Here is a 23,606-nt window from a genome sequence, read left to right as displayed (position 1 = left end):
TTGTATTCATAATTTAATACTAAAGCATATGCACAATTTTAAAGAATTAAAGGTTTGGCAGAAATCTATTGAACTAGCGGTTGAAGTATACAAAGCTACATCGTTTTTGCCTAGTGATGAAAAGTTCGGGCTGATTTCGCAAATGAAAAGATGTTCAGTTTCAATTCCCTCAAATATTGCTGAGGGCTCTGGGAGAGGAAGTAGTGCCCAGTTCAAGTATTTTTTAACTATTAGTCAAGGTTCAGCTTTTGAATTGGAAACACAGTTAATTATTTCGAATCAACTTGGATTGTTGGATAACACCCTCGCCGCAAGACTGATTGAGAAAACTACTGAAGTACAAAAAATGATTTATGCGCTTGAAAGAAGATTAATCAAAAGTTAGATGGTTAGAACTAAGATATGGGTGTCAGGATCGATTATCCAATGAAAAAAAATAGCGATTCTGGTCTGAGCTCTCTTGATACTTGATATCCGCTACTTAATACAAACAAGAAACAATGGCGATTTACGGTGTGAGCTTAGTCTCGATACTTGAAACTCGCTACTAGATACTATTAAAATGGAAACAACTGAAAAAAAGACAATTAAAGGTGGTGAATTCTTAATTAAGGATACCACTTATCAGGAAGTATTTATCCCTGAAGAATTTGATGAAGAGCAGCAGATGATTGCGCAAACCTGTCGCGATTTTTTGGCTGCTGAGGTTTATCCCAATTTAGATAAAATTGACAAACAGGAAGATCCTGAGCTTATGCCAACGCTTTTAACCAAAGCTGGTGAACTGGGTATTTTAGGTGTTTCGGTACCAGAAGAATACGGCGGTTTCGGCAAAAACTTTAATACTTCCATGCTGGTTGCAGATGTGGTAGGTGCGGGGCACTCTTTTGCTGTTGCACTTTCTGCACATACCGGAATTGGTACACTACCGATTTTGTATTATGGTAATGAAGCACAAAAAGCAAAATATATTCCTAAGCTAGGCTCGGGCGAATGGAAGGCTGCTTATTGCTTAACCGAACCAAACTCAGGTTCGGATGCAAACTCTGGTAAAACTAAAGCCACGTTAAGCGAAGATGGTAAACACTATATCATCACCGGACAGAAAATGTGGATTACCAATGGTGGTTTTGCCGATATTTTTATTGTTTTCGCTAAAATTGACGATGATAAAAACTTAACTGCATTTATTGTGGAGAAAGATTTTGGTGGCATCACCATGAATCCCGAAGAGCATAAAATGGGTATTAAAGGTTCTTCAACCCGCCAGGTTTTCTTTAACGATTGCCCTGTGCCGGTTGAGAATATGTTGAGCGATAGAGAAAACGGTTTCAAAATCGCGGTTAACATTTTAAATATCGGCCGTATCAAATTATCAGCGGCAGCTATTGGGGCTTCAAAAGCAACATTAAATACAGCAATTAATTATTCGAATGAAAGGATCCAGTTTGGCCGCCCGATTTCTAAATACGGGGCTATCCGTTTTAAAATTGCAGAAATTGCTTCAAAGTTATATGCTGTTGATGCTGCGAATTATCGTGCGGGACAGAATATCGATGATACTTACGATCAGCTGGTTGCCGGTGGAATGGAATCTGGTAAAGCAAGACTGAAATCTGTTGAGCAATTTGCAGTAGAGTGTGCCATTTTAAAAGTATGGGGCTCAGAGGCATTAGATTATACCGTAGATGAAGGGGTGCAGATTTATGGTGGTATGGGCTTTAGTGCCGATGCACCAATGGACAGGGCGTACCGTGATGCACGGATTAACCGGATTTTTGAAGGTACAAACGAAATTAACCGTTTGTTAACGGTTGATATGATGCTGAAACGCGCCATGAAAGGTGAACTGGATTTAATGACGCCAGCTACAGCAGTTGCAGCCGAACTGATGAGCATTCCTGATTTTGGTGAAGAAGATACCACCCTGTTTGCTGCAGAGAAAAAGGTATTATCGAATTTGAAGAAGGCAACTTTAATGGTGGCTGGTGCTGCCGTTCAAAAATTGATGATGACTTTAAGTAAAGAGCAGGAAATTTTAATGAATATTGCCGATATGGCAAGTTATGTTTATGTGCTCGAATCGGCATTGTTGAGAACAGAAAAATTAGCAAGTACGCGTGGTGAAGAAGCCATTGCCGGCCAATTAGATCTGTTAAGAATTTATCTGGTAGAAGCGGTTGATGGAATAGCCAAAGCAGGTAAAGAAGCACTTTGGGCTTTTGCCGAGGGTGATGAGCAACGGATGATGCTGGTTGGTTTACGCCGCTTTACAAAAGTAGAGCCATTTAACGTTAAAGATGCCCGCCAAAGAGTTGCACAACAGCTTATTGAGGCGAATAAATATATTTTTTAAGGTAGGTTTAAGGTTTAAGGTGTAAGGCTTAAGGTTTAGGGTTTGGGTGCATTAACTCAGGCGCTAAACCTTTTTTGGTTTGTGATACATAGTGTATTATCGTATGAGTTATTTTTCATCTTATTTTGTCATGTTGAGCCTTTCGAAACACCTTAGTCTGAATTTTAACAAATGCTCGTTCCTAACATTTATGGCTTCCAAAAGAAAGTTCGTCATTGCGAGGAGGAACGACAGCCTGTCCTGACCTTTCGGGGAAGCAATCTTACAACTATGGGGTATAGCGACTGCATTAAGATTGCTTCATCACCTTTGAAAAATTAGCTTAGTTTTTAGGCTTGTGCCATTAAAATCCTATTTTCGCGCATGTTTAAATTTAGATTTCTTACGATACTTCTTTTATGTGTGGCTGTGGTTTCATCTTGTAAAAAAGATGAGGATGCTGAAAAACAGATTACAGATTTTATTAAAAAAAATAATATTAATGCCGTTAGAGACGACTCTGGTTTATATTATCAAGTGATTAAACCGGGTTCAGGTTCGTTTACTTATCCAAATAACACCAAAATAACCATTAAATACGAAGGAAGGTTATTAAACGGAAATGTATTTGATAACGGTGGGGCTAAGGAGCAGACCTTTAACCTTGCCGAACTTATATCGGGTTGGAGAATTGGTATCCCCAAAATTCAAAAGGGTGGAGAAATAAGATTAATTGTCCCGCCGGCTTTGGGTTATGGAAGTGGAGCGGTAGGCCCTATTCCTGGCAACTCTGTGTTGGATTTTACCATTCAGCTTTCAAATGCACAATAACTGTAAAGACTAAAGCTGAAAGAGCAAGACTTTTCGATGCTTCTTTAGTCTTTCTGCTTTTATCTTTAAGCGTCTTTAAATTGTTAAAATAGGTTAAAAATTGTAGCATCCGTATTAAAAGCTTATTTTTGCGAATGATGGTTAAGTTTAAATATTTTATACTCATGATATGCCTTGCAGGATGCTTAGCGGCCTGTAAAAAAAATGTGCCGTTAGACGATTACGATCCTACGCCACAGTTTAAGGCAGACACTGCTGCAATAAGCGCTTTTGTTAAGACAAATAATATCCAGGCGACAAAAGATGCCAGTGGTATATTTTATCAGGTAATAGAGCCTGGAACGGGAAGTGTAGTATACACAGCATCTACAAGAATTACCTCTGAATATGAAGGTAAGTTGTTAAACGGAACTGTTTTCGATGGTACCAAGGGAACCCCAGCCTCGTTTCTACTCGGAAATGTTATTGTAGGATGGCAATTTGGAATTCAAAAAATACAAAAAGGTGGTAAAATCAGATTGATTATACCTTCTTATTACGCTTATGGAACACAATCTCCATCATCTTTGGTTCCGTCAAACTCAATACTCGATTTTACTATAACACTTACTGACGTACAATAATAAATGAACAAATTTACTAAACTTAGCCTATTCGCACTTTTACTGGCTACTACAATCTTCAGCTCATGTAAAAAAGAATATGAGTCAGCGCAAACTGTAGATGATGCGGCTATAAAATCATATATATCAAAGAATAATTTAACAGAAATGAAGCCTGATCCCGATAAAACTGGATTTTACTATCAGGTTACAAACCCTACTGATGGTACATTTTTCTTAAATAAAGATTCAGTATTGTACGATGTTACAGTTAAATCTATGACGAATGGAACAACTTATCTTCAGTCTCCATCGAACAGTAATCTGGGTACATATGTTGGATACTTAAATGGCTTTTTCCAATCATCATTATCAACAACTGTTACCTATAATATTCCCGCATTAAGAACAGCTGTGTTAGGATTAAAACCAGGAGGTACAGCTAGGATTTTGTTGCCATCATATTTAGGATTTGGTAGAAATGGTGCGGGACCAATCCCATCGAATGAAAATCTTGATTTTATAATCAAAACTTATCCATACCGCAAACAGTGGTTATTTGATGATGCAAAGATCCAAAGTTATTTAACTGCAAAAAATTTATCAGCAACTAAAGATCAAAGTAGGGTTTATTATATTGTCGGAACTGAAGGAACAGGAACTGAGGTAATCACTAATGAAAGTACACTTATAATTAAATATACTGGTAGATTTTTGGATGGTACTAGTTTTGATTCTTCAACAGACGGAACTTTTTCAACAACATTGGATGGTGTAATAGCGGGATGGGGATTACTTACTAAGTTTAAAGCAGGAACAAAGGTTAGGCTTTTTATTCCTTCGGATCTCGCTTATGGAACAGGTGGCCGTGGCGCAGTCCTACCCAATTCAATATTAGATTTTGATATTGAAATTGTAAGCGTTACGAATTAGACAATATGAAAATATTCAAAAAATGCTTAACTAATAGTTAAGCATTTTTTTTGTACTAAAAAATTTGCCAGAAATTAGAATAAATTATAATTATTTTTTAAAACTTAATTTTTAGTTGTATGTTTGGTTTTGTAAGGGAAAACATACTTATACTATATGAAAAATAAAACTAATTTACGCTGCTTAATACTACTTGTATTAGGTGTTATCTCAATTACTTCGTGTAAAAAGGAATTCAATGTTGGAAATCCAGAAGAAAAAAACCTATCAAATGCCGTTGTAATAGAAAACGGATATCTAAAATTCAGAGATCAAAAAGCTTTTGATTCATTACTCAGTATTCTGGTAAAACCAGAAAATCTTAATTCGAAACCAAAAGAACTACGATATTTTAAGTCTTATAAAGATATCTTTCTAGAAATAGAAAAGCAATATGAGGCTGTAAACAGCAGCAAATCATTTGATGATTTTAAGGATAAATATGTCGATCTTGTAACTGTTAGGTCCGATAGTTCGCTAATATATAAATTTGGAACACCGCTTTCTGCTTTATTTACTAATGGGTATGGGGAAGTAAAAATTGGTGATTTTACGACGGTTTATACAAAAGATCAGAGAATGGTTTCTTATAAAGGAAATCATAAGAGTGAAGAACAAGTTAATAATATTAAAACTACAGACGCTAAAGCGGGGGTATTTGTATCTGATATTTTGAAAAGCGTTTCTGTTGCAACTACAGAAAATACTTACGGACCCACTACAACCGCTGCCATAAAGTCTGAATTGTATTATAATGAAGATGGTAAAAGAAGATTATTTGTGGACTTATGGAAAGAAAATACTCCAAGAACTGACGGCTCTTGGACACCCTCAGAAACGCCATCAATAGTTCATTATTATTTTACTTCTCGACAAGAGTTAAAAAAAACCTTTGGTGGATGGAGAACAAATGAGACGGATTATTATTTCAGCAATTTAAATTATACTTATACCTTTAAGAGTTTCGTAAGCACAACTCCAACATCATACAACTTTAATTTGCCAAATTATAGCGTTGGTAATGCAACAGGCACAATTATTATTGATATAGGAACGCAGGAAGGTGTTGCGATGGGGATTTACGGTACTGGTCGTTTTTATTCTGGCGGAGTACCTAACGCCCCTTCATTTAACGTACCTAATTAATAAATTTAACTTAATGCTTCTTTAAAAACTTTTAAAACTCTTTCCCTTGCAAATGTATGCTCAACTATTGGTTGGGCATATTTTTTTGTCCCAAATTCTGGCACCCACTTTTTAATGTATTCGAATTTTGGGTCGAATTTTTTAGTTTGAAGTTCTGGATTAAATACCCTGAAGTAAGGCGCCGCATCATTTCCCGATCCTGCGGCCCATTGCCAGCCGCCCACATTGCTTGCCATTTCGTAATCCAGTAATTTTTCGGCAAAATAGGTTTCTCCCCAGCGCCAATCGATGAGTAAATGCTTGGTTAAAAAACTACCCACAATCATGCGTACGCGGTTGTGCATCCAGCCGGTTTGGTTAAGCTGCCTCATGCCGGCATCTACAATAGGATAACCAGTATTGCCCTCGCACCAGGCCTTAAACTCATCTTCATTATTGCGCCATTTAATTTTATCATACTGTTTTTTAAACGAATCGAAAGCCGAGTAGGGAAAATGCCAAAGTATGGTCATATAAAATTCTCGCCAGGCCAATTCAGAAAGCCAGACATTCGATTTTGCTTCCAAAGCATCTTTAACTGCTTTACGAATGCTTAAGGTTCCGAAACGTAAATGTAGGCCGATATGTGTGGTGCCATCAAGAGCAGGGAAATCGCGTTCTTTTGCATAATCATCGAGTTTGCTTTTATAACTGATTTTCGGAAAATCCAGCTTACTCTTTTCAAAGCCCATTTCGTTTAAACCTGGACAAGGCAAGTGTTTGCTTTGCAATAAGTTTTTGAAGTATTTTTTAGTGGGGTAGGCTTTCACATAAAAATCGTTCAGCTTTGCATGCCATTGTTTGTAGAAAGGTGTAAAAACGGTATAAGGGGTGTGGTCAGCTTTTAGGATTTCGTTTTTTTCAAAGATAACCTGGTCCTTATATGTCTTGAAGGCTATTTTTTCGCTGGTTAAAAATTCGGACATGTTATCATCACGTTCGCGGGCATAAGGCTCGTAATCATGATTAGTGTATACGCCCTTAACATCGTATTCCTTTAAAATTTCAGGCCATATTTTTTCGGGCTTTCCATATTTCACCAATAAATCTGATCCATGCAGCCGAAGCGCTTCTTTTAGATCCTCAATGGTTTGGTGAATAAAGGTTACACGGGCATCGTCTTTTGGAAGTTTATCTAAGATATGCTGGTCAAAAATGAAAAGCGGAAGAACAGGATAGTCGCTTTTAAGGGCATGATACAAAGCAGCATTGTCTGTTAAACGTAAATCGCGGCGAAACCAAAGGATTGAGATTGAAGTCATTGATGGGAATTAGAAATTAATTAATTACGTCATGCAGAACTTGTTTCAGCATCTATCCTGGAAAGATCCTGAAATAAATTCAAGATGACGATATTTACCTACTTGTACAAATCTTTTAAGGCATGGCCCAGATGCGTGAATTTGAATTTGAATCCTGCATCCAGAATTTTTTGTGCGGAGGTATTGTTGCTCATTAAAACAGCTTCAACGCGCTCGCCCAATAACAATTCCAATGCCTTTTTCGGAACTTTGATTGGCCAAAAAGGGCGGTGCAGCCGTTTGGCAATAGCTTTGGTTAAGGCTTTATTGGTTACCGGAAAAGGGGCACAGGCATTATAACAATTCTCCATTTTAAGATTCTCCAGTGCCTCGATGTACATTTCTACCATATCATCAATGTGCAGCCAGGGCGTCCATTGTTTGCCTGTACCTAAAGCAGCTCCGGTAAATAACTTTACCGGTTTATCTAACTGTGGTAAAGCCCCGCCATGATTACTTAAAACAATCCCGGTGCGGAGTTTTACAATCCGGAGGCTGAGTTTTTTGCCCTGGTCTACGGCATCTTCCCAAAGTTTACAGCACTCAGCTAAAAACCCGTAACCATTTGGACTTTCTTCAGTTAAAATTTCATCGCCACAATCACCATAAAAACCAACTGCCGAAGCAGAAATGAAAGATTTTAGCTGATGATCAGGTTTAGATTTAATGGTTTTAAAGAGTAATTCTGTCGATTTTACGCGGCTATCAATGATCTGTTTTTTGCGCTCATCGGTCCATTTTTTATCGGCAACGGGTTCTCCGGCTAAATGGATAATGGCATCTACACCATTCAAACAATCCGCATCAATAGTTCCTTTGTAAACATCCCACACAAAATTATTCGGATTGTTGTCTTTCTTTCGCGAAAGTGTATTCACCTCGTAACCTTTACTTAGCAAATGTTTTTTCAGCTCAGTACCCACAAGTCCTGTAGCCCCGGTAATCAGAATCTTCTTTGCCATCTTTTTAAAACACTAAAGATACAAAAGGGTTTTTATGGTATCATTTAAAACGATATTAATTCCGTTCTAATTCTTTTGTTACCTATTTGTAAAGAATTATTTAGGGGTTTGATGAAGAGGAAAAATAAGATAAATTTGTAAACGCGTTCTTACACCCTTTTCGATAAAAGATGTCCAAAAAAATTTTAGTCTGGTTTAGAAATGATCTTCGCTTGCATGATAACGAAATGCTGGTCGAGGCGATTGCTAAATCTGATTCGATTTTGCCTGTTTACATTCTCGATCGCCGTTCTTTTGGCGAAACCAAATACGGTACGTTAAAAACAGGTAATATTAGAGCACAGTTTATTTTAGAAAGTGTTTTAGGTTTACGCAATTCTTTAAAACAAATTGGTGGTAATTTGCTTATCGCCGAAGGCAATCCCGAAGATATTATTCCTCAGCTTGCCCAGGAATATGAAATTACCGAAGTTTACCATCACCGTGAAGTGGCAAGGGAAGAAACGCATGTTTCAACTTTGGTAGAAAATGCGCTTTGGAAATTACGCATCAACCTTAAACATTTTATCGGTCATACCCTATATAATAAGGAAGATTTACCTTTTCCCATTAAGGATATTCCTGATGCTTTTAACCAGTTTAAAAAGAAAATTGAGCGCGATTCGATAATCAAGCCCTGTTTCCTGGCGCCCGACCGCATTAACGTTGCCGAGGTGATTGATTGGGGTATATTACCATCGTTAGCAGATCTTGATCTTTTGCCACAGCAAAAAGACCAGCGTGCTGATTTTGAATTTGTGGGTGGCGAAGCCGAAGGTTTGGCCCATCTCCAAAAAGTGATTGTAGCCATGCAACAGGCTGCAACAACCAAGAATTTAATTCTGGCTTCAAAATTATCGGCCTGGTTGGCCATGGGCAGTTTGTCACCACGAAAAGTATACTGGGAAATCAAAAAGATGGAAGGTGTGCCCAATACCAAAGCCATGTTTAATCACATTTTATTGGGATTGCTTTGGAGAGATTATTTCCGTTTCATGTTTAAGAAATACGGCAATACATTTTTTAGTCCGGATGGATTTGGCAGCCAGGGACTGATTGACATAGTGAATGAGCAAGATAATTTTAATAAATGGAAAAATGCGCAGACAGGTTTTGCTGTTGTAGATGCGGTGATGACGGAGTTAAATCAAACCGGTTTCATCTCGAATATCGCCAGACAAACTGCCGCTTTATACCTGATTAATAATTTGGAAGTAAGCTGGATTTTTGGTGCAGCATATTTTGAAGAAAAACTGATTGATTACAACCCTGCAAGTAATTGGGGGAACTGGGCAAATGTAGCTGGTGTAGGAAATGATCAGAAATCAAAAAGTGTTTTCGACCTGGATAAAAATATCAAAAACCTCGATCCGAAAGGCAATTATTCCCTAACCTGGGCATCATAATTGTAAGGATCGAATGGTAGAATGATGGAGTGTTGAGTGAGCTGGTTTGGAAGGATTGGATGACGCCGTTTTAAGTAATTAAATTTTAACGAAGTTTGCCCATTTTTTGTCTGTTAAGTTGTGCCATTCTCTCATTCTTCAATTTAAAATCTGCTCATTTATTTTAATCGAGATTTTTGCCATTTATATAAGGTAAAATTCTAATTTTGTAATGCTTATAGTAAACAGTTAATAATGGATAAATTATCTTATCTTAATGGCGCAAACGCCGAATATATAGAATCTTTATATCAATCATATCAACAAGATCCTGAGTCTGTTGAATTTGGCTGGCAAAAATTTTTCGAAGGTTTCGATTTTGGAAGAGGATCGGAAGCCCCTACGGTAACCGCAGAAACTCCTGAACAATTTCTAAAAGAGGTTAATGTTTTAAACCTGATTGATGGCTATCGTAGCCGCGGTCACTTGTTTACGCACACCAATCCGGTTCGCGAAAGACGTAAACATTTGCCAACATTAGATCTTGCAAATTTTGGATTGTCGGATGCCGATTTAGAAACCGTTTTCAACTCTGGTGTGGAGATTGGTATCGGTGCAGCAAAATTGAAAGATATTGTAGCCTTTTTAAAACAAACCTACGCACACTCAATCGGTGCAGAATATAAATTTTTACGTACACCTGAAGTGCTGAACTGGATTCAGCAAAAAATGGAAAGTGCACGTAATACCCCTAATTTCTCCATCGATGAGAAAAAACGTATTCTCCGGAAATTAAACGAAGCGGTAAGTTTCGAAAATTTCTTAGGCACAAAATTCTTGGGCCAGAAACGTTTTTCATTAGAAGGTGCAGAAGCTTTAATCCCGGCTTTAGATTCAGTAATCGAAAAAGGTGCTGAACTGGGTATCGAAGAATTTGTAATTGGTATGGCACACCGCGGTCGTTTGAACGTGCTGGCCAATATCATGCAAAAAACATATAAAGATATTTTTGCTGAGTTCGAAGGTAAAAGCTACAATCCGGATACCCCATTTGGTGGTGATGTAAAATACCACTTAGGTTATTCAACAGATGTAACTACCGTTTCGGGCAAAAGTGTTCACTTAAGTTTATGTCCTAACCCATCACACTTAGAAACGGTTGATGGTGTGGTAGAAGGCATGAGCCGCTCGAAAATCGATTTCAAATACGGTGGCGATAACAGTCGTTTAGCACCGATTTTGATTCATGGTGATGCATCAGTTGCCGGACAAGGTATCGTTTACGAAGTAATTCAGATGGCAGGTCTTGAAGGTTATAAAACCGGTGGAACGATCCATTTGGTGATTAATAACCAGATTGGTTTTACGACTAATTATAAAGATGCCCGTACCAGTACCTATTGTACCGATATTGCTAAAGTAACCTTATCTCCGGTTTTCCACGTCAATGGTGATGATCCTGAGGCTTTGGTTTATGCCATTAACCTGGCCATGGAATACCGTCAGAAATATAAAAACGATGTTTTTATTGATATTCTTTGCTACCGTCGTTTCGGTCACAATGAGTCTGATGAGCCTAAATTCACGCAGCCATTATTATACAAAACAATCGAAAAACACCCTAATCCAAGGGAAATTTATATCGATCAGTTAACCAAAGAAGGTAAGCTGGAAGCGGGTTTGGCAAAAGAAATGGAAAAGGATTTCCGTGGTATTTTGCAGGAGCGTTTAAACGAAGCTAAAGAATTTGTGGCGGGTAATGCCGAAGTTAAATTTGGTGGTGCATGGGCAGATTTGCGTATGGCTACACCTAAAGATTTCGAATCTTCTCCGGTTACTGCAGTTAAAAAATCGACTTTACTGGAAATTGGTAAACGCATTACGGCTTTACCATCAAATAAAAAGTTCTTCAAAAAAATCGAAAAACTATTTGCTGAACGCGGCAAAATGGTTAACGAAACCAATGTTTTCGACTGGGCAATGGGCGAGCAGCTGGCTTATGGTACTTTGTTGTCAGAAGGTAAACGTGTTCGTTTAAGCGGTCAGGATGTAGAAAGAGGAACATTCTCTCACCGTCATGCGGTATTAACCCTGGAGGATAGTGAGGAAGAATATGTACCGTTGGCAAACATTTCAGATCAACAGGCTGCTTTTGATATTTACAATTCGCACTTATCAGAGTATGGTGTTTTAGGTTTTGAATATGGTTATGCCATGGCAAATCCAAATGCATTAACCATCTGGGAAGCACAGTTTGGCGATTTCTTTAACGGCGCGCAAATTGTTGTCGATCAATATATCGCAAGTGCTGAAACCAAATGGCAACGCGAAAACGGTTTGGTGATGTTATTGCCTCACGGTTACGAAGGTCAGGGACCAGAACACTCATCAGCACGTATTGAGCGTTTTATGGAGCTTTGTGCCGATTATAACATGCAGGTAACCAACTGTACCACTCCGGCTAACTTTTTCCACGTATTACGCCGTCAGTTTAAACGCGATTTCCGTAAACCATTGGTTGTATTTACACCAAAAAGTTTATTGCGCCACCCGGCTTGTGTTTCTAAATTAGAAGAATTTACCGAAGGTGGTTTTAAAGAAGTAATTGACGATGTAAATGTTAAAGTTGCAGATGTAACGCGTATTGTTTTCTGTAGCGGTAAAATTTACTACGAATTATTGGAGAAACAACAGGCTGATAAATTGAAACACGTAGCCCTGGTTCGTGTGGAGCAATTGTATCCAACTCCGGTTGATCAGATGGAAGCCATCCAGAAGAAATATAAAAATGCTAAAGAAATTTTCTGGGTACAAGAAGAGCCAGAAAACATGGGCGCATGGCCATATTTATTCCGCAGGTTATACAAAACAGCATTGAAAGGTATTGATGTAATTTCGAGAAGAGAGAGTAGCAGTACTGCAACAGGTTTTGCAAAACAACATTCCAACCAGCAGGCTTATATTTTAGCAAAAGCTTTAGAGATTTCGGTAACGGAAGATGTAAAGGATATCGCCAAAAAAGCAACCAAAAAATTAGTGCAGATCGATTAGGTGCATTGCGCTAAGCGTTTGAAGCATAGCGTTTGATAATTGATTATTGAAATTTGATCATTAGAAGATAATAAGATATATATTACATTATGAGTTTAGAGATAAAAGTTCCACCTGTTGGTGAATCGATAACCGAAGTTGTTTTATCAAGATGGATAAAAAACGATGGCGATGTTGTTGAAATGGATGAAGTTATTGCCGAATTAGAATCGGATAAAGCTACATTCGAATTAACGGCAGAACAAGCTGGAACTTTAAAAACCATAGCAGCCGAAGGCGATACCCTAGCCATTGGTGCAGTAGTTTGTAAAATTGAAGATGGTGGTGCAGCTGCTAGTCCGAAGCCCGAAGCCGAAAGTCCGAAGTCTGATGCACAAGCTCCGGCTGCGGTAGCTGAAGCACCTAAGACTCAAGACTCAGGACTTGCGACTAAAGACTCTTACGCTACAGGAACTCCTTCTCCTGCGGCTGGTAAAATTCTGGCAGAAAAAGGAATCGAAGCCAGCGCTGTAAAAGGTACTGGTGTTGATGGTCGTATTACCAAAGATGATGCGGTTAAAGCAGAAGCTGGTAAAAAACCTGAAGCGCCTAAAGCAAGTGCTCCTGTTGTAGCTGCTGCCCCTGCAGGTAGCCGCGGCGAGCGTCGTGAGAAAATGTCTCCACTGCGTAGAACCGTTGCAAAACGTTTAGTTGCTGTGAAAAATGAAACCGCAATGTTAACCACTTTTAACGAGGTTAACATGAAACCAATTATGGATTTACGCGGAAAATATAAAGATCAGTTTAAAGAAAAATTTGGTGTTGGTTTAGGTTTCATGAGCTTTTTCACTAAAGCAGTTACCGAAGCTTTAAAAGACTTCCCTGCGGTTAATGGCCGTATTGAAGGTGAAGAGTTGGTTTACAACGATTTCGCTGATATTTCGATTGCGGTTTCAGCTCCAAAAGGTTTGGTGGTTCCGGTAATCCGTAATGCAGAAAGCATGACTTTAGCGCAGATTGAAAAATCGGTGTTAGAACTGGCTTTAAAAGCACGTGATAGCAAATTAACCATCGAAGAAATGACTGGTGGAACCTTTACCATCACTAATGGTGGTGTATTTGGTTCAATGATGTCGACTCCAATTATTAATGCGCCACAATCGGCTATTTTAGGCATGCACAATATTGTTGAGCGCCCGGTAGCTGAAAAAGGTGAGGTGGTAATCCGTCCGATGATGTATGTTGCTTTATCTTACGATCACAGAATTATCGATGGACGTGAGTCGGTTGGTTTCCTGGTACGTGTGAAACAATTGTTAGAAGATCCGGCTAGATTGTTATTAGGCATTTAACCCCTAAATCCCCTAAAGGGGACTTAGATCTTTATAGAAAGTCAAGATAAAGAAGTCAAGTTTTAATGGCCGGTGTGCTATAAAAAACTTGACTTCTTTTTTTATACTCAAAAATGAAATTAACGTTTAGCTTAAAGTTTCTCCTGATTTTCATGGCGATTTTTATTACGGAAATCTTAATTGGCAAATACCTTGATGATGCCATTATACGCCCTTTTGGCGGCGACGTATTGGTTGTGGTTTTGATTTATGCCTTTTTTAGGGTTTTTCTGAAAACCAATAACAAGTTGTTGGCATTAGGCGTCTTAATTTTTTCTTTCGCAATTGAGTTTTTGCAAAAGGCAAATTATGTTACCTGGCTGGGCCTGGAGCATAATAAGTTGATGCGTATTGTTTTAGGAACTTCTTTTAGTTATTATGATTTACTAGCCTATTTTGTCGGTTATTTGATCTGTCTGTTGTTTAAAGATTGAGTTCATTTGTGGTTCAGGATTTGTAACCTGGATCAACCGTTCTTTAGATTTACAACCTGTTTTACTGTTATGTTAAGAAATCCATTTCCCAAGGATTAAAAATCCTTAGCCCGATAGTCGGGATTGCAAATCCCGACTAACAGTTTCTTTTTATTTAGACAGCGCTTTAATTGGTTTTAAATCCAATTGTTTAAATTCTACTTCGCTACCTTCTGCCTGTAATGCAATCTGGCCGCTGTTAACCGTGCAGTTTGTGCCATAGTTTACCAAAGTGTCGTTTACCCACACTTTAACTTCGTTATTTAAACATTGAATAACCATGGTATTCCATTCGCCAAGCGGTTTTTCGCTGCCATCGGTTAAATTTTTAATCCGGCGGAGTTTATCGCCGTTTACGCCCCAGTTTTCCTGAGGTCCGCGCCTGGTAACCATATCGGGTACGGTAATATCTTCTTCAATACACCAGAAATCGCCGGCATCTGTATGTTGCATCTGTACTTCCAGCGATTTTGGAAACATACCATATAGCGCCCTTGGCGTTGAAGCATGGACTAAAACGCCACAATTACCTGGTTTTCCGGCAAAACGGTATTGTACGGTTAATTGATAATTTTTATAAATTTTATCGGTTATTAAATGTCCGCCTGGTGTGCCTAAACTTACCAGCATCCCATTGCGTACAATAAACGGATTAACGGTATCAGGCTTTTTGTCCATTGCAGGTACATCTACATGCCAGCCACTTAGATTTTTTCCGTTAAAAAGGCTTTTTTGTGCAAATGCGGAGTTGCTCATGATCAGGAGCAGTAAAAAGGCGGAGTAGAGTTTCATGATATATTTGGTTTTTGTATTCCAAATATATTTTAAAAAATTGGAAAACCGTAGTGATGGTTGTCTTGCTGAACGATCAGTTTTAAAAAAACAAAGGAGCTGGGTAATAGGTTAAGATAAATCGTCATCTCAACCGCAGTGGAGCGGTCTTTTAACCTGGCCCAAAGATCTCTCCACTCCGCGTTGCTCCGGTCGAGATGACGACTGATTTTCTCACGGCTAGACCTAACATCTCGCTAAGAATCCAGTTTCAGTAATGCCTCATAAGCATCTCCCTCAATCTCCAGTAATTTTGCAAAAGCTGGTTCGGTTTTATAACCTTGTTTTTTTAAAGCAATAATTTCCTGCCTAAATTCTTCGCCTTTTTCTAAGAGTAATTTGTGTTCGATAAGCATGTGGCAGTAGGCATTTTGCTGCTTTGTAGGCGTGTTTTGCCCGAATAACTCTATCTCTAATCCATCGATGATAAAATTTGCTTTAACGGCTTCAAAATTAGTGCTTTCGGAAATGGAAAAATCTTTTTCATTGCCAAACAGCGTATTTACATGAACAATAAATTCATCTTTATTGGAAACCTGGCAAATAACATCCAGATCGCTGTTTTCGATATCGATATTGATTGGAATGGTACCAACTACTATAGGATGATAGGGCGAAAGTTTTTCTAAAACCTGCTTATCAGTTAAAACCTGATAGGCCTTCTGTTGCCTTTCGTTACCTGATTGCAAATAAGATATATCAAGGAAGTTGATCATTTGTTTTTGGTTGTAATTTTAACCTTTGTTTCGTGCAGTATCCAAAGTTAATAAACCCGATAGTATGAATGCCAATGCATTTTAGTACGGCCTTAATTATCTGCTGAAAGGGAGTTAAAGCACAGGCTGCATTGGCAGCAAGGATAGCGGGACTGAACTTAAATAGCTACTTCTGTACTTGCTTTCCAAAAGGATCTAACGTATTGTCTTATTGGTCGGTGCGACACCAACCAATAGGATTTAATGACGATTCTTCCTAAAAAAAGCCCATCTCAGTTAAGAAATGGGCTTTTAGTATTTATGTGGAGTCCTAAAAAAGGTTGACCAAATCTTAACAAAATGGTCAATAATAATTTAAAAAAATTGCAACGTTCACCCCGGAGTTACAGTGAAAGTTTCAAGCGATTAGTGGTAGAGGAGTACGAGAACGGTCATTTGAATAAAGACCAGTTGCAACGTAAATACGATATCCGCGGAAATCAGTGTATTCAGAATTGGTTACGAAAATATAGTAAATTAGCCTATCCAAGATATAAAAGCATTGGCAGGCCTATGAAGGACAACGATCAACAGCGACTCAAAGAGCTTGAGTTCGAGTTAAAGCAAGAGAACAAGGCATTGGAAAAGAAGTTAAGGGAAGCAGAACATCAGCTTTCCATGTACAAGAAATTTGTTGAGATCGCGGAGCGGGAACTGAACATCGAGATCCGAAAAAAGTCTGGCGCCAAGCAGTTCAAGAAATAGCACTTTTATCCAGTAAGAACACTATTACTAAGTTGTGCAAGCTGTTTGGCTACACGAAACAGGCTTTCTATAAGGCAAGATCCAATAGCTCAAAAAAGACTGTTGCAGAGCAGGAGATCAAAGAGATGGTCCTGAACATTCGACATAAGCTACCGCGGACCGGGGTCCGTAAGCTGCATGTGATGTTACGGGAAAGCATGTCCCGCAAGAACATGTGGGTTGGACGCGACAAACTTTTTGGGATATTAAGATCACAGCATCTGCTGGTCCAACGGAAACGCAAGTATACCAGAACAACTGATTCGAAGCACTGGATGAGGAAATACCCCAACCTAACTAAGGACCTGGAACTAACCATGCCTGAACAGCTATGGGTTTCAGATATAACATACCTACAAACGGTTGCAGGAAATGAATATCTGCATCTGGTTACCGACGCAGGCTCGAAGCTAATAATGGGGTATGAAGTCTGTGGCGATATGAAGGCTGTGTCTACGAAAAAGGCATTGGAGATGGCCATAAGCAAGAGGGAGTATGAGCATCAGCTCATCCACCATTCTGACAGGGGACTACAGTATTGCAGCTATGATTATATCAGGCTTTTATCGCATAACAACATCACAATCAGTATGACTGAAAATGGTGATCCATATGAAAATGCAGTCGCAGAAAGAGTCAATGGGATTTTAAAGGACGAATTTGGATTGGATGCAGTCTTTAAGGGGAAAGCCCAATTATATAAACAAGTGCACCAGGCGATTGAATTATATAACCAGATGAGATTACACTCTTCAGTAAATATGTTAACGCCGAGGCAAGCGCACTCAAAACCTAAGATATTTGTAAAACGGTGGAAGAAAAAAGAACCATCAAAATAGATTTTAATGGTTCTTTTATTTTTATAATTTAGTAAAATAAATAGTCAACTTTTTCAAGGACTAGACATTATTTCAATGTTTTAAGATGCTGAATCAGGTTCAGCAGGACGAGTTACTCATTAATCTTCTACAATCTCACTGTTAATGCTCACTTCATCTTTTACATCTTCTTTAAAGTAGTTTTTCTGAAAGATGAGGATCAGGATCACTCCGATTGAAATGGCTGCATCTGCGAGGTTAAAAACAGGTCTGAAGAAAATAAATTCCTCGCCTCCCCAAATCGGAATCCAGCTAGGGAAATGCCCCTGCGCCAATGGAAAATAGAACATATCTACTACATTTCCATGAAGAAAGGAAGCATAACCTTTTGAGGAGAATTTGGCAAGACCATCATATCGGGTATAATCATTAAATGAGGCATTATAAGTCATCCCTTTATCGAAGATTGCACCATAAAATACACAATCGATAATATTTCCCAATGCGCCAACAAAAATCAGCGATACGTTTAGTATTAATCCCCTGTGGTACTTTTTCTTGATCAGATAATGTAAGCCATAACCAATTCCACCGACGGCGATAATTCTAAATAAGGACAATGCCAGCTTACCAAACTCACCGCCAAATTCCATTCCAAATGCCATTCCAGGGTTTTCTGTGAAATGCAGGCCAGATTTTCCAAAAAACAGAATTTCATCGCCAATCTGCATATGGGTTTTGACCCAGATTTTAAGTGCCTGGTCGGCCAGTAAAACTAAAAAGATAACAATTAGAGGTTTGGTATAGCCTTTCATTAACTCTGCTTTAATTTAGCTTCCATGCTTAATGTTGCATGCGGTACCGCACGTAAACGTTCTTTTTGGATTAATTTTCCGGTTTCGCGGCAAATACCATAAGTTTTGTTCTCGATACGCACCAATGCATTCTCCAGGTTATCAATAAATTTTTTCTGACGGGCAGCCAATTGATTGATCTGCTCTTTTTCCATTGTTGCAGAACCGTCTTCTAATGTTTTGTAAGCACCTGAAGTATCTTCTGTTCCGTTTGCGTTTGGATTACTCAAAGAAGTGGTTAAAGAGTTAAGTTCCTCTTTAGCCATGCGTAATTTATCTTGAATTAATTCTTTAAATTCTTGTAATTCACTGTCTGAGTAGCGTGTTTTGTTGCTGTTTTCCATGTTCGTTTTCTAATTTTCTAATATATGGATTTATATTTTAGTTACTGAAATGCTTAACTCAACATCGTCGATAACGATTTTGTTTGCATTATTTACAGTATCTGTTAATTCAAATTCGTCGGCTAATATTTCCGCGCAAATGTAATCCTTGTTTTTAGCAACTGCGCTGGCCACCAAGTTATCATTTTGTAACGAAACTTTAATCCTATCGGTTACCTCAAAGTTTAATTCTTTTCGTAAATTTTGGATGCGGTTAACCAGTTCGCGCGAAATCCCTTCTTGCTTTAACTCTTCAGAGATGGTAACATCCAAAGCCACGGTTAAGTTACCCAGGTTGGTTACCTGCCATCCCGGAATATCTTCAGCAAAAACTTCTACATCATCATTTAAATCGATCGCATGCTGAATGTTGTTGCTGCCGAAAACGTTAATGTAACCATCAAGTTCTAAACGCTGGATATCATCCTGATTCATGTTCTCTAAAGCTTCTTTCACAATACTCATATCCTTGCCCACTTTTTTACCCAACGATTTAAAGTTAGGCTTCAGTTTTTTCTTTACGATGCCATGTGTATCGGTAATGAATTCGATATGTTTTACATTCGTTTCAGAAAGGATATAATCGGCAACCTTTGAGATTTTTTGTTCGAAATCGCGATTTAAAGAAGGGATTAAGATTTTTTCTAAAGGCTGACGTACATTAATGCTCGATTTTTTACGCAACGATAAAACCATTGAAGAGATATCCTGGGCATAAACCATTCTTTCGTTTAGTGCATTGTCGATTAAACTTTGATCAGCTTCTTTCCACAAGGTTAAGTGAACCGATTCTTCTGCATAAGCATCCGTTACGGTTAAGTTTCTGTACAACCAATCGGCAAAGAATGGTGCAACCGGACTCATCAACTGCGCCAAGGTTTCTAAACAGGTATAAAGTGTTTCGTAAGCGGCACGTTTATCATCAGTCATTTCGCCTTTCCAGAAACGGCGACGACTTAACCTGATGTACCAGTTACTCAAATGCTCATCAACAAAGGTTTGGATGGCACGTGTAGCTTTAGTTGGCTCATAAGTATTGTAGCTTTCATCAACTTCGCTGATTAAATTCTGCAACAACGATAAAATCCAGCGGTCTAATTCCGTTCTGTCTTCAACTTTGCTTAAATTATTTTTGTCGATCTCAAATTTATCGATATTTGCATATAGGGCAAAGAAAGCATAAGTGTTGTAAAGTGTTCCGAAGAATTTACGGCGCACCTCATCTAAGCCCTCTAAACTAAATTTAAGGTTATCCCATGGCGATGCATTGCTGATCATGTACCAACGGGTAGCGTCGGCACTGTAAGTTTCGATGGTGCTGAAAGGATCAACTGCATTGCCTAAACGTTTAGACATTTTGTTGCCGTTTTTATCCAATACCAATCCGTTCGAAACGACGTTTTTAAAAGCTACACCAGGGTTGCCCACTTTAGCATTTACGGCTTTAATTTCATCACTGGCCTCGCTAAGCATTACGGCAATAGCGTGCAGGGTAAAGAACCAGCCACGGGTCTGATCAACACCCTCTGCAATAAAATCGGCAGCATAAGCATTTTCAAACTCCTCTTTATTCTCAAAAGGGAAGTGCCATTGTGCATAAGGCATGGCACCGCTATCGAACCAAACATCAATCAGATCGGTTTCGCGGGTCATTTTTTCACCTTTTGATGAAGTTAAAATCACGTCATCAACATAAGGGCGATGCATATCTTTCAATTCGAAACCTGCAGGCATAAACCCCGCTTCGATCGATTTTGCAATCTCTGCATTCAGGTCAGCGATAGAGCCGATACATTTTTCTTCCGTTCCATCGGCAGTACGCCAGATCGGTAATGGAGTTCCCCAATAACGTGAACGCGATAAATTCCAATCCACCAGGTTCTCTAACCAGTTGCCAAAACGGCCTATTCCTGTCGATTCAGGTTTCCAGTTGATGGTTTTATTCAATTCCACCATTTTATTTTTAACCGCAGTAGTTTTGATAAACCAGCTGTCTAACGGATAATATAAAACCGGTTTGTCTGTTCTCCAGCAATGTGGATAGGTGTGTACGTATTTTTCAACCTTAAAGGCCTTGTTCTCTTCTTTTAACTGGATGGCCAATTCAACATCAACAGATTTATCTGGTGCTTCGCCATCTTTATAATATTCGTTTTTAACGTATTTGCCACCATAATTACCACCTAAAGAAGCGATAAATTTCCCCTGTAAATCAACCAAAGGAACTGCATTCCCTTTATCATCCAAAACCAGCATTGGTGGTACTTCTGGTGTAGCCAATTTGGCGACTCTTGCATCATCGGCACCAAATGTTGGCGCAGTGTGTACGATACCTGTACCATCTTCGGTAGTTACAAAGTCTCCCGATATTACCCTAAAGGCATTTTCCGGATTTTGGTAAGGAAGCGCATAAGGTAATAATTGTTCATACTTAATGCCAACCAGGTCTGCACCAACAAACTCCCCTAAAATGGTATAAGGGATTTTCTTGTCTTCCGCTTTAAAATTGTTTAAATCTTCGTCACTTTCCGCTAAAAAGTATTTGCCTGCAAACTGTTTGCCTACAAGTGCTTTGGCTAAAATAACCTGGATCGGCTCAAAAGTATATTGATTAAAAGTTTTAACCAATACGTAATCTATTTTTGGTCCTACGGTTAATGCCGTATTACTTGGCAAAGTCCAGGGGGTAGTTGTCCAGGCTAAAAAGTGAACTGTACCAAATATTTTTAAGGCATCAGGTAAAGTTTCATTAATGGCTTTAAACTGCGCAACAATCGTGGTATCGCTTACATCTTTATAGGTGCCCGGCTGGTTTAACTCGTGCGAGCTTAAACCTGTTCCTGCAGCAGGAGAATAGGGTTGAACCGTATAACCTTTATATAAAAATCCTTTGTCGTAAAGTTGTTTTAAGATCCACCACAGCGTTTCGATGTATTCGTTTTCGTAAGTGATGTAAGGATTTTCCAGATCAACCCAATAACCCATTTTCTCGGTAAGGTCGTTCCAAACATCCGTATAGCGCATCACTTCAGTACGGCAGGCCGCATTATATTCATCAACACTGATTTTCTTGCCGATATCTTCTTTGGTAATACCCAGTTTTTTCTCAACAGCAAGCTCAATCGGAAGACCATGCGTATCCCAACCACCTTTACGTTTAACCTGGTAGCCCTTTAAAGTTTTATAGCGGCAAAAAATATCCTTAATTGCACGCGCCATTACGTGGTGGATTCCCGGCATGCCATTGGCAGACGGTGGTCCTTCGTAAAAAGTAAACGGATTAGATTTAGGGCGGGAAGAAATACTTTTTTCAAAGATATTTTCCTTTTTCCAAAAATCCAGTATTTCTTGCCCTATTTTGGCAAGTTCCAATTGTTTAAATTCGCTATACATCAATCAAGTACCTCAAAAAATTAAGGTTGCAAAGTTAACAGAATTGACTGAATTTTGGTAGTTTTGATGTAAATACTTTTAACGTGAAATTATTTAATATCGGGCTTACACTGATGATTGTTGCCGTAATTGCCTTGCCAATTGTTGCGGTAATAAATCCGTCAGACCGGGATTTTGTACTTTATGCTTTTTATTTCTGTGGCTTGCTCGAACTAATTGGGCTTATTTTTGTTTTAATCCATATTGTAACACTAAAAAGAAAGAACCCATGATCAAGCTCTTAAAATTGCAGAAGGCCGTTTTCGTACTCATCGCTGGCGTACTTTCTTTTGTCGCCTATAAAATTTTAGATGCTTACGAAGTAAAAGGAAGTATCTATTTTCAAATGTTGGCGGGCGTACTCATCATTATTGGTGCGTTGTGGCTGTTATATCCAATTTTATTTGCCAAAAAAGATAACGATGGCAATGCCGAAATCATTACCGACCCAACGGTTGAGGTTCCGGTAGATGAGGAGGAGAAAAAACCTGCAACTGAATAAAACCTCACCCTTATTGCCTTGGGTTTAAACCCAAGGCAATAAAAAAATAAAAATCCACGTAGGGGTAAATCTCTTATGAGTTGTATTAGCTCTAAATTAACAAATAGAGATACTATGATTCCTGCATTAATTATTTGGCTCTGCAAGAAATATCTTGCTCCAAAAACCTACAAAACCTTCTCATCCAAAAGTCCGATCAATCCGAAAAGCGTTGCTTCGCTACTTTTTCTCATCTGTTCGTTTTCATCGGCGTTTGCACAGCAAAGCAAATTTAATATCAAGCGCAATGGTGAAGTAATTGGTCAGCTGTATTTACAGCAAAAAGATGAGGGTGATAATGTTTATCTAAAAATAACTTCGAAAGTACAAACCCGTTTCGTTTTTAAAATCGATGTAGAAACGGAAGATGTAGCGCATTTTAAAAATGGAAAGTTGCTCACTTCAAATGTAAACAGAGTAGTAAATGGTAATGCCAAAGAGGCTAAGAAAACAAGCTGGATCAATAATGTTTATCAGCTCAGAACAGGTGATAAAATCAGCACGATAAACCAGCCAATCAGTTATAATATGATGCTTTTATACATCAAAGAGCCCGTAAATATTCCCGAAATATATTCTGATAATTTTCAATGTTTTATCCCCATTCAAAAAAGTGGGGCACATCAGTACAGGATTAATCTTCCCGATGGAAATTATAATGATTACCACTTCGAAAATGGAATATGTAAACTGGTTGTGGTAAATCATTCATTGTACACCATTAGGATGGAAAGGGTTTAAC

22 protein-coding genes are annotated in these 23,606 nt (G+C 38.6%); 14 read left to right on the top strand and 8 right to left on the bottom strand.

Annotated elements, in window-relative coordinates:
* Positions 1-28 precede the first annotated feature (28 nt).
* The 3 genes from CA265_17580 to CA265_17570 all read left to right on the top strand — a co-directional run bounded on the left by CA265_17580 (position 29) and on the right by CA265_17570 (position 3,166).
* On the top strand, positions 29-385 hold the full coding sequence (locus tag CA265_17580) for a four helix bundle protein (protein ID ARS41365.1): 357 nt from the start codon (positions 29-31) through the stop codon (positions 383-385).
* A gap of 177 nt (positions 386-562) precedes the next feature.
* A complete protein-coding gene (locus tag CA265_17575; GenBank protein ARS41364.1) occupies positions 563-2,356 on the top strand; it encodes an acyl-CoA dehydrogenase in 1,794 nt (597 codons plus the stop codon).
* 363 nt (positions 2,357-2,719) lie between these two features.
* Positions 2,720-3,166: a peptidylprolyl isomerase gene (locus CA265_17570; GenBank protein ID ARS41363.1), complete on the top strand. Its 447-nt coding sequence runs from the start codon at positions 2,720-2,722 to the stop codon at positions 3,164-3,166.
* Here the strand turns inward: CA265_17570 and CA265_17565 are convergent.
* Positions 3,138-3,332, bottom strand: a complete 195-nt coding sequence (locus tag CA265_17565; GenBank protein ARS41362.1) for a hypothetical protein — start codon at positions 3,330-3,332, stop codon at positions 3,138-3,140. The genes CA265_17570 and CA265_17565 overlap by 29 nt on opposite strands.
* Here CA265_17565 and CA265_17560 point away from each other — a divergent pair.
* The 3 genes from CA265_17560 to CA265_17550 all read left to right on the top strand — a co-directional run bounded on the left by CA265_17560 (position 3,304) and on the right by CA265_17550 (position 5,886).
* Positions 3,304-3,789: a peptidylprolyl isomerase gene (locus tag CA265_17560; GenBank protein ARS41361.1), complete on the top strand. Its 486-nt coding sequence runs from the start codon at positions 3,304-3,306 to the stop codon at positions 3,787-3,789. The two genes, CA265_17565 and CA265_17560, sit on opposite strands and share 29 nt — an antisense overlap.
* A gap of 3 nt (positions 3,790-3,792) precedes the next feature.
* On the top strand, positions 3,793-4,701 hold the full coding sequence (locus tag CA265_17555) for a hypothetical protein (GenBank protein ID ARS41360.1): 909 nt from the start codon (positions 3,793-3,795) through the stop codon (positions 4,699-4,701).
* A gap of 156 nt (positions 4,702-4,857) precedes the next feature.
* Entirely contained in the window at positions 4,858-5,886 is a 1,029-nt protein-coding gene (locus CA265_17550; protein ID ARS41359.1) for a hypothetical protein, read from the top strand.
* Between the two features lie 5 nt (positions 5,887-5,891).
* Here the strand turns inward: CA265_17550 and CA265_17545 are convergent, their stop codons facing one another.
* Together CA265_17545 and CA265_17540 are read right to left on the bottom strand one after the other, a co-directional pair.
* Positions 5,892-7,187 (bottom strand): deoxyribodipyrimidine photolyase, encoded by a 1,296-nt coding sequence (locus CA265_17545; protein ID ARS41358.1) that lies wholly within the window; start codon positions 7,185-7,187, stop codon positions 5,892-5,894.
* Positions 7,188-7,285: 98 nt separating this feature from the next.
* On the bottom strand, positions 7,286-8,188 hold the full coding sequence (locus CA265_17540) for a TIGR01777 family protein (GenBank protein ARS41357.1): 903 nt from the start codon (positions 8,186-8,188) through the stop codon (positions 7,286-7,288).
* A gap of 170 nt (positions 8,189-8,358) precedes the next feature.
* Here CA265_17540 and CA265_17535 point away from each other — a divergent pair, with 170 nt between their 5' ends.
* From CA265_17535 to CA265_17520, 4 genes are all read left to right on the top strand, one after another.
* Positions 8,359-9,633: a deoxyribodipyrimidine photolyase gene (locus CA265_17535; GenBank protein ID ARS41356.1), complete on the top strand. Its 1,275-nt coding sequence runs from the start codon at positions 8,359-8,361 to the stop codon at positions 9,631-9,633.
* Between the two features lie 234 nt (positions 9,634-9,867).
* Complete coding sequence (locus tag CA265_17530; protein ID ARS41355.1) at positions 9,868-12,663, top strand: 2-oxoglutarate dehydrogenase E1 component; 2,796 nt, start codon at positions 9,868-9,870, stop codon at positions 12,661-12,663.
* A gap of 89 nt (positions 12,664-12,752) precedes the next feature.
* Complete coding sequence (locus tag CA265_17525; GenBank protein ID ARS41354.1) at positions 12,753-13,994, top strand: dihydrolipoamide succinyltransferase; 1,242 nt, start codon at positions 12,753-12,755, stop codon at positions 13,992-13,994.
* A 113-nt stretch (positions 13,995-14,107) separates the two neighbouring features.
* A complete protein-coding gene (locus CA265_17520; GenBank protein ID ARS41353.1) occupies positions 14,108-14,467 on the top strand; it encodes a hypothetical protein in 360 nt (119 codons plus the stop codon).
* Positions 14,468-14,617: 150 nt separating this feature from the next.
* On the opposite strand, the gene CA265_17515 is transcribed toward CA265_17520, so the two are convergent.
* Both CA265_17515 and CA265_17510 read right to left on the bottom strand, forming a co-directional pair.
* On the bottom strand, positions 14,618-15,301 hold the full coding sequence (locus CA265_17515; GenBank protein ARS41352.1) for a hypothetical protein: 684 nt from the start codon (positions 15,299-15,301) through the stop codon (positions 14,618-14,620).
* A 233-nt stretch (positions 15,302-15,534) separates the two neighbouring features.
* Positions 15,535-16,053: a diadenosine tetraphosphate hydrolase gene (locus CA265_17510; protein ARS41351.1), complete on the bottom strand. Its 519-nt coding sequence runs from the start codon at positions 16,051-16,053 to the stop codon at positions 15,535-15,537.
* A gap of 339 nt (positions 16,054-16,392) precedes the next feature.
* Between CA265_17510 and CA265_17505 the strand changes: the two genes are divergently transcribed.
* Both CA265_17505 and CA265_17500 read left to right on the top strand, forming a co-directional pair.
* On the top strand, positions 16,393-16,797 hold the full coding sequence (locus CA265_17505) for a hypothetical protein (protein ARS41350.1): 405 nt from the start codon (positions 16,393-16,395) through the stop codon (positions 16,795-16,797).
* 32 nt (positions 16,798-16,829) lie between these two features.
* Positions 16,830-17,675 carry a hypothetical protein gene (locus CA265_17500; GenBank protein ARS41349.1) on the top strand — a complete coding sequence of 282 codons (846 nt, stop codon included), beginning with the start codon at positions 16,830-16,832 and terminating at the stop codon, positions 17,673-17,675.
* Between the two features lie 119 nt (positions 17,676-17,794).
* On the opposite strand, the gene CA265_17495 is transcribed toward CA265_17500, so the two are convergent.
* The 3 genes from CA265_17495 to CA265_17485 are packed head-to-tail and all read right to left on the bottom strand — an operon-like array spanning position 17,795 to position 22,284.
* Positions 17,795-18,469 (bottom strand): lipoprotein signal peptidase, encoded by a 675-nt coding sequence (locus CA265_17495; protein ARS41348.1) that lies wholly within the window; start codon positions 18,467-18,469, stop codon positions 17,795-17,797.
* Entirely contained in the window at positions 18,469-18,852 is a 384-nt protein-coding gene (locus CA265_17490; GenBank protein ARS41347.1) for a molecular chaperone DnaK, read from the bottom strand. Before CA265_17490 ends, CA265_17495 begins: the two co-directional genes overlap by 1 nt.
* A gap of 30 nt (positions 18,853-18,882) precedes the next feature.
* A complete protein-coding gene (locus tag CA265_17485; GenBank protein ID ARS41346.1) occupies positions 18,883-22,284 on the bottom strand; it encodes an isoleucine--tRNA ligase in 3,402 nt (1,133 codons plus the stop codon).
* A 268-nt stretch (positions 22,285-22,552) separates the two neighbouring features.
* On the opposite strand from CA265_17485, the gene CA265_17480 reads away from it, so the two are divergent.
* Both CA265_17480 and CA265_17475 read left to right on the top strand, forming a co-directional pair.
* The gene (locus tag CA265_17480; protein ARS41345.1) at positions 22,553-22,825 is read left to right on the top strand and encodes a hypothetical protein; all 273 of its coding nucleotides are present in this window, start codon (positions 22,553-22,555) and stop codon (positions 22,823-22,825) included.
* 114 nt (positions 22,826-22,939) lie between these two features.
* The gene (locus tag CA265_17475; GenBank protein ARS41344.1) at positions 22,940-23,605 is read left to right on the top strand and encodes a hypothetical protein; all 666 of its coding nucleotides are present in this window, start codon (positions 22,940-22,942) and stop codon (positions 23,603-23,605) included.
* Position 23,606: the final 1 nt, after the last annotated feature.

It is taken from the genome of Sphingobacteriaceae bacterium GW460-11-11-14-LB5, assembly GCA_002151545.1.
Classification (GTDB): Bacteria; Bacteroidota; Bacteroidia; order Sphingobacteriales; family Sphingobacteriaceae; genus Pedobacter.
This window is presented reverse-complemented; position numbering and strand designations above follow the sequence as displayed.

Bases quoted from the DNA above. Each gene is read 5' to 3' on its own strand.
- CA265_17580 (ARS41365.1), top strand. From the start codon at position 29: ATGCACAATTTTAAAGAATTAAAGGTTTGGCAGAAATCTATTGAACTA.
- CA265_17575 (ARS41364.1), top strand. From the start codon at position 563: ATGGAAACAACTGAAAAAAAGACAATTAAAGGTGGTGAATTCTTAATT.
- CA265_17570 (ARS41363.1), top strand. From the start codon at position 2,720: ATGTTTAAATTTAGATTTCTTACGATACTTCTTTTATGTGTGGCTGTG.
- CA265_17560 (ARS41361.1), top strand. From the start codon at position 3,304: ATGGTTAAGTTTAAATATTTTATACTCATGATATGCCTTGCAGGATGC.
- CA265_17565 (ARS41362.1), bottom strand. From the start codon at position 3,332: ATGAGTATAAAATATTTAAACTTAACCATCATTCGCAAAAATAAGCTT.
- CA265_17555 (ARS41360.1), top strand. From the start codon at position 3,793: ATGAACAAATTTACTAAACTTAGCCTATTCGCACTTTTACTGGCTACT.
- CA265_17550 (ARS41359.1), top strand. From the start codon at position 4,858: ATGAAAAATAAAACTAATTTACGCTGCTTAATACTACTTGTATTAGGT.
- CA265_17545 (ARS41358.1), bottom strand. From the start codon at position 7,187: ATGACTTCAATCTCAATCCTTTGGTTTCGCCGCGATTTACGTTTAACA.
- CA265_17540 (ARS41357.1), bottom strand. From the start codon at position 8,188: ATGGCAAAGAAGATTCTGATTACCGGGGCTACAGGACTTGTGGGTACT.
- CA265_17535 (ARS41356.1), top strand. From the start codon at position 8,359: ATGTCCAAAAAAATTTTAGTCTGGTTTAGAAATGATCTTCGCTTGCAT.
- CA265_17530 (ARS41355.1), top strand. From the start codon at position 9,868: ATGGATAAATTATCTTATCTTAATGGCGCAAACGCCGAATATATAGAA.
- CA265_17525 (ARS41354.1), top strand. From the start codon at position 12,753: ATGAGTTTAGAGATAAAAGTTCCACCTGTTGGTGAATCGATAACCGAA.
- CA265_17520 (ARS41353.1), top strand. From the start codon at position 14,108: ATGAAATTAACGTTTAGCTTAAAGTTTCTCCTGATTTTCATGGCGATT.
- CA265_17510 (ARS41351.1), bottom strand. From the start codon at position 16,053: ATGATCAACTTCCTTGATATATCTTATTTGCAATCAGGTAACGAAAGG.
- CA265_17505 (ARS41350.1), top strand. From the start codon at position 16,393: ATGGTCAATAATAATTTAAAAAAATTGCAACGTTCACCCCGGAGTTAC.
- CA265_17495 (ARS41348.1), bottom strand. From the start codon at position 18,469: ATGAAAGGCTATACCAAACCTCTAATTGTTATCTTTTTAGTTTTACTG.
- CA265_17490 (ARS41347.1), bottom strand. From the start codon at position 18,852: ATGGAAAACAGCAACAAAACACGCTACTCAGACAGTGAATTACAAGAA.
- CA265_17485 (ARS41346.1), bottom strand. From the start codon at position 22,284: ATGTATAGCGAATTTAAACAATTGGAACTTGCCAAAATAGGGCAAGAA.
- CA265_17480 (ARS41345.1), top strand. From the start codon at position 22,553: ATGATCAAGCTCTTAAAATTGCAGAAGGCCGTTTTCGTACTCATCGCT.
- CA265_17475 (ARS41344.1), top strand. From the start codon at position 22,940: ATGATTCCTGCATTAATTATTTGGCTCTGCAAGAAATATCTTGCTCCA.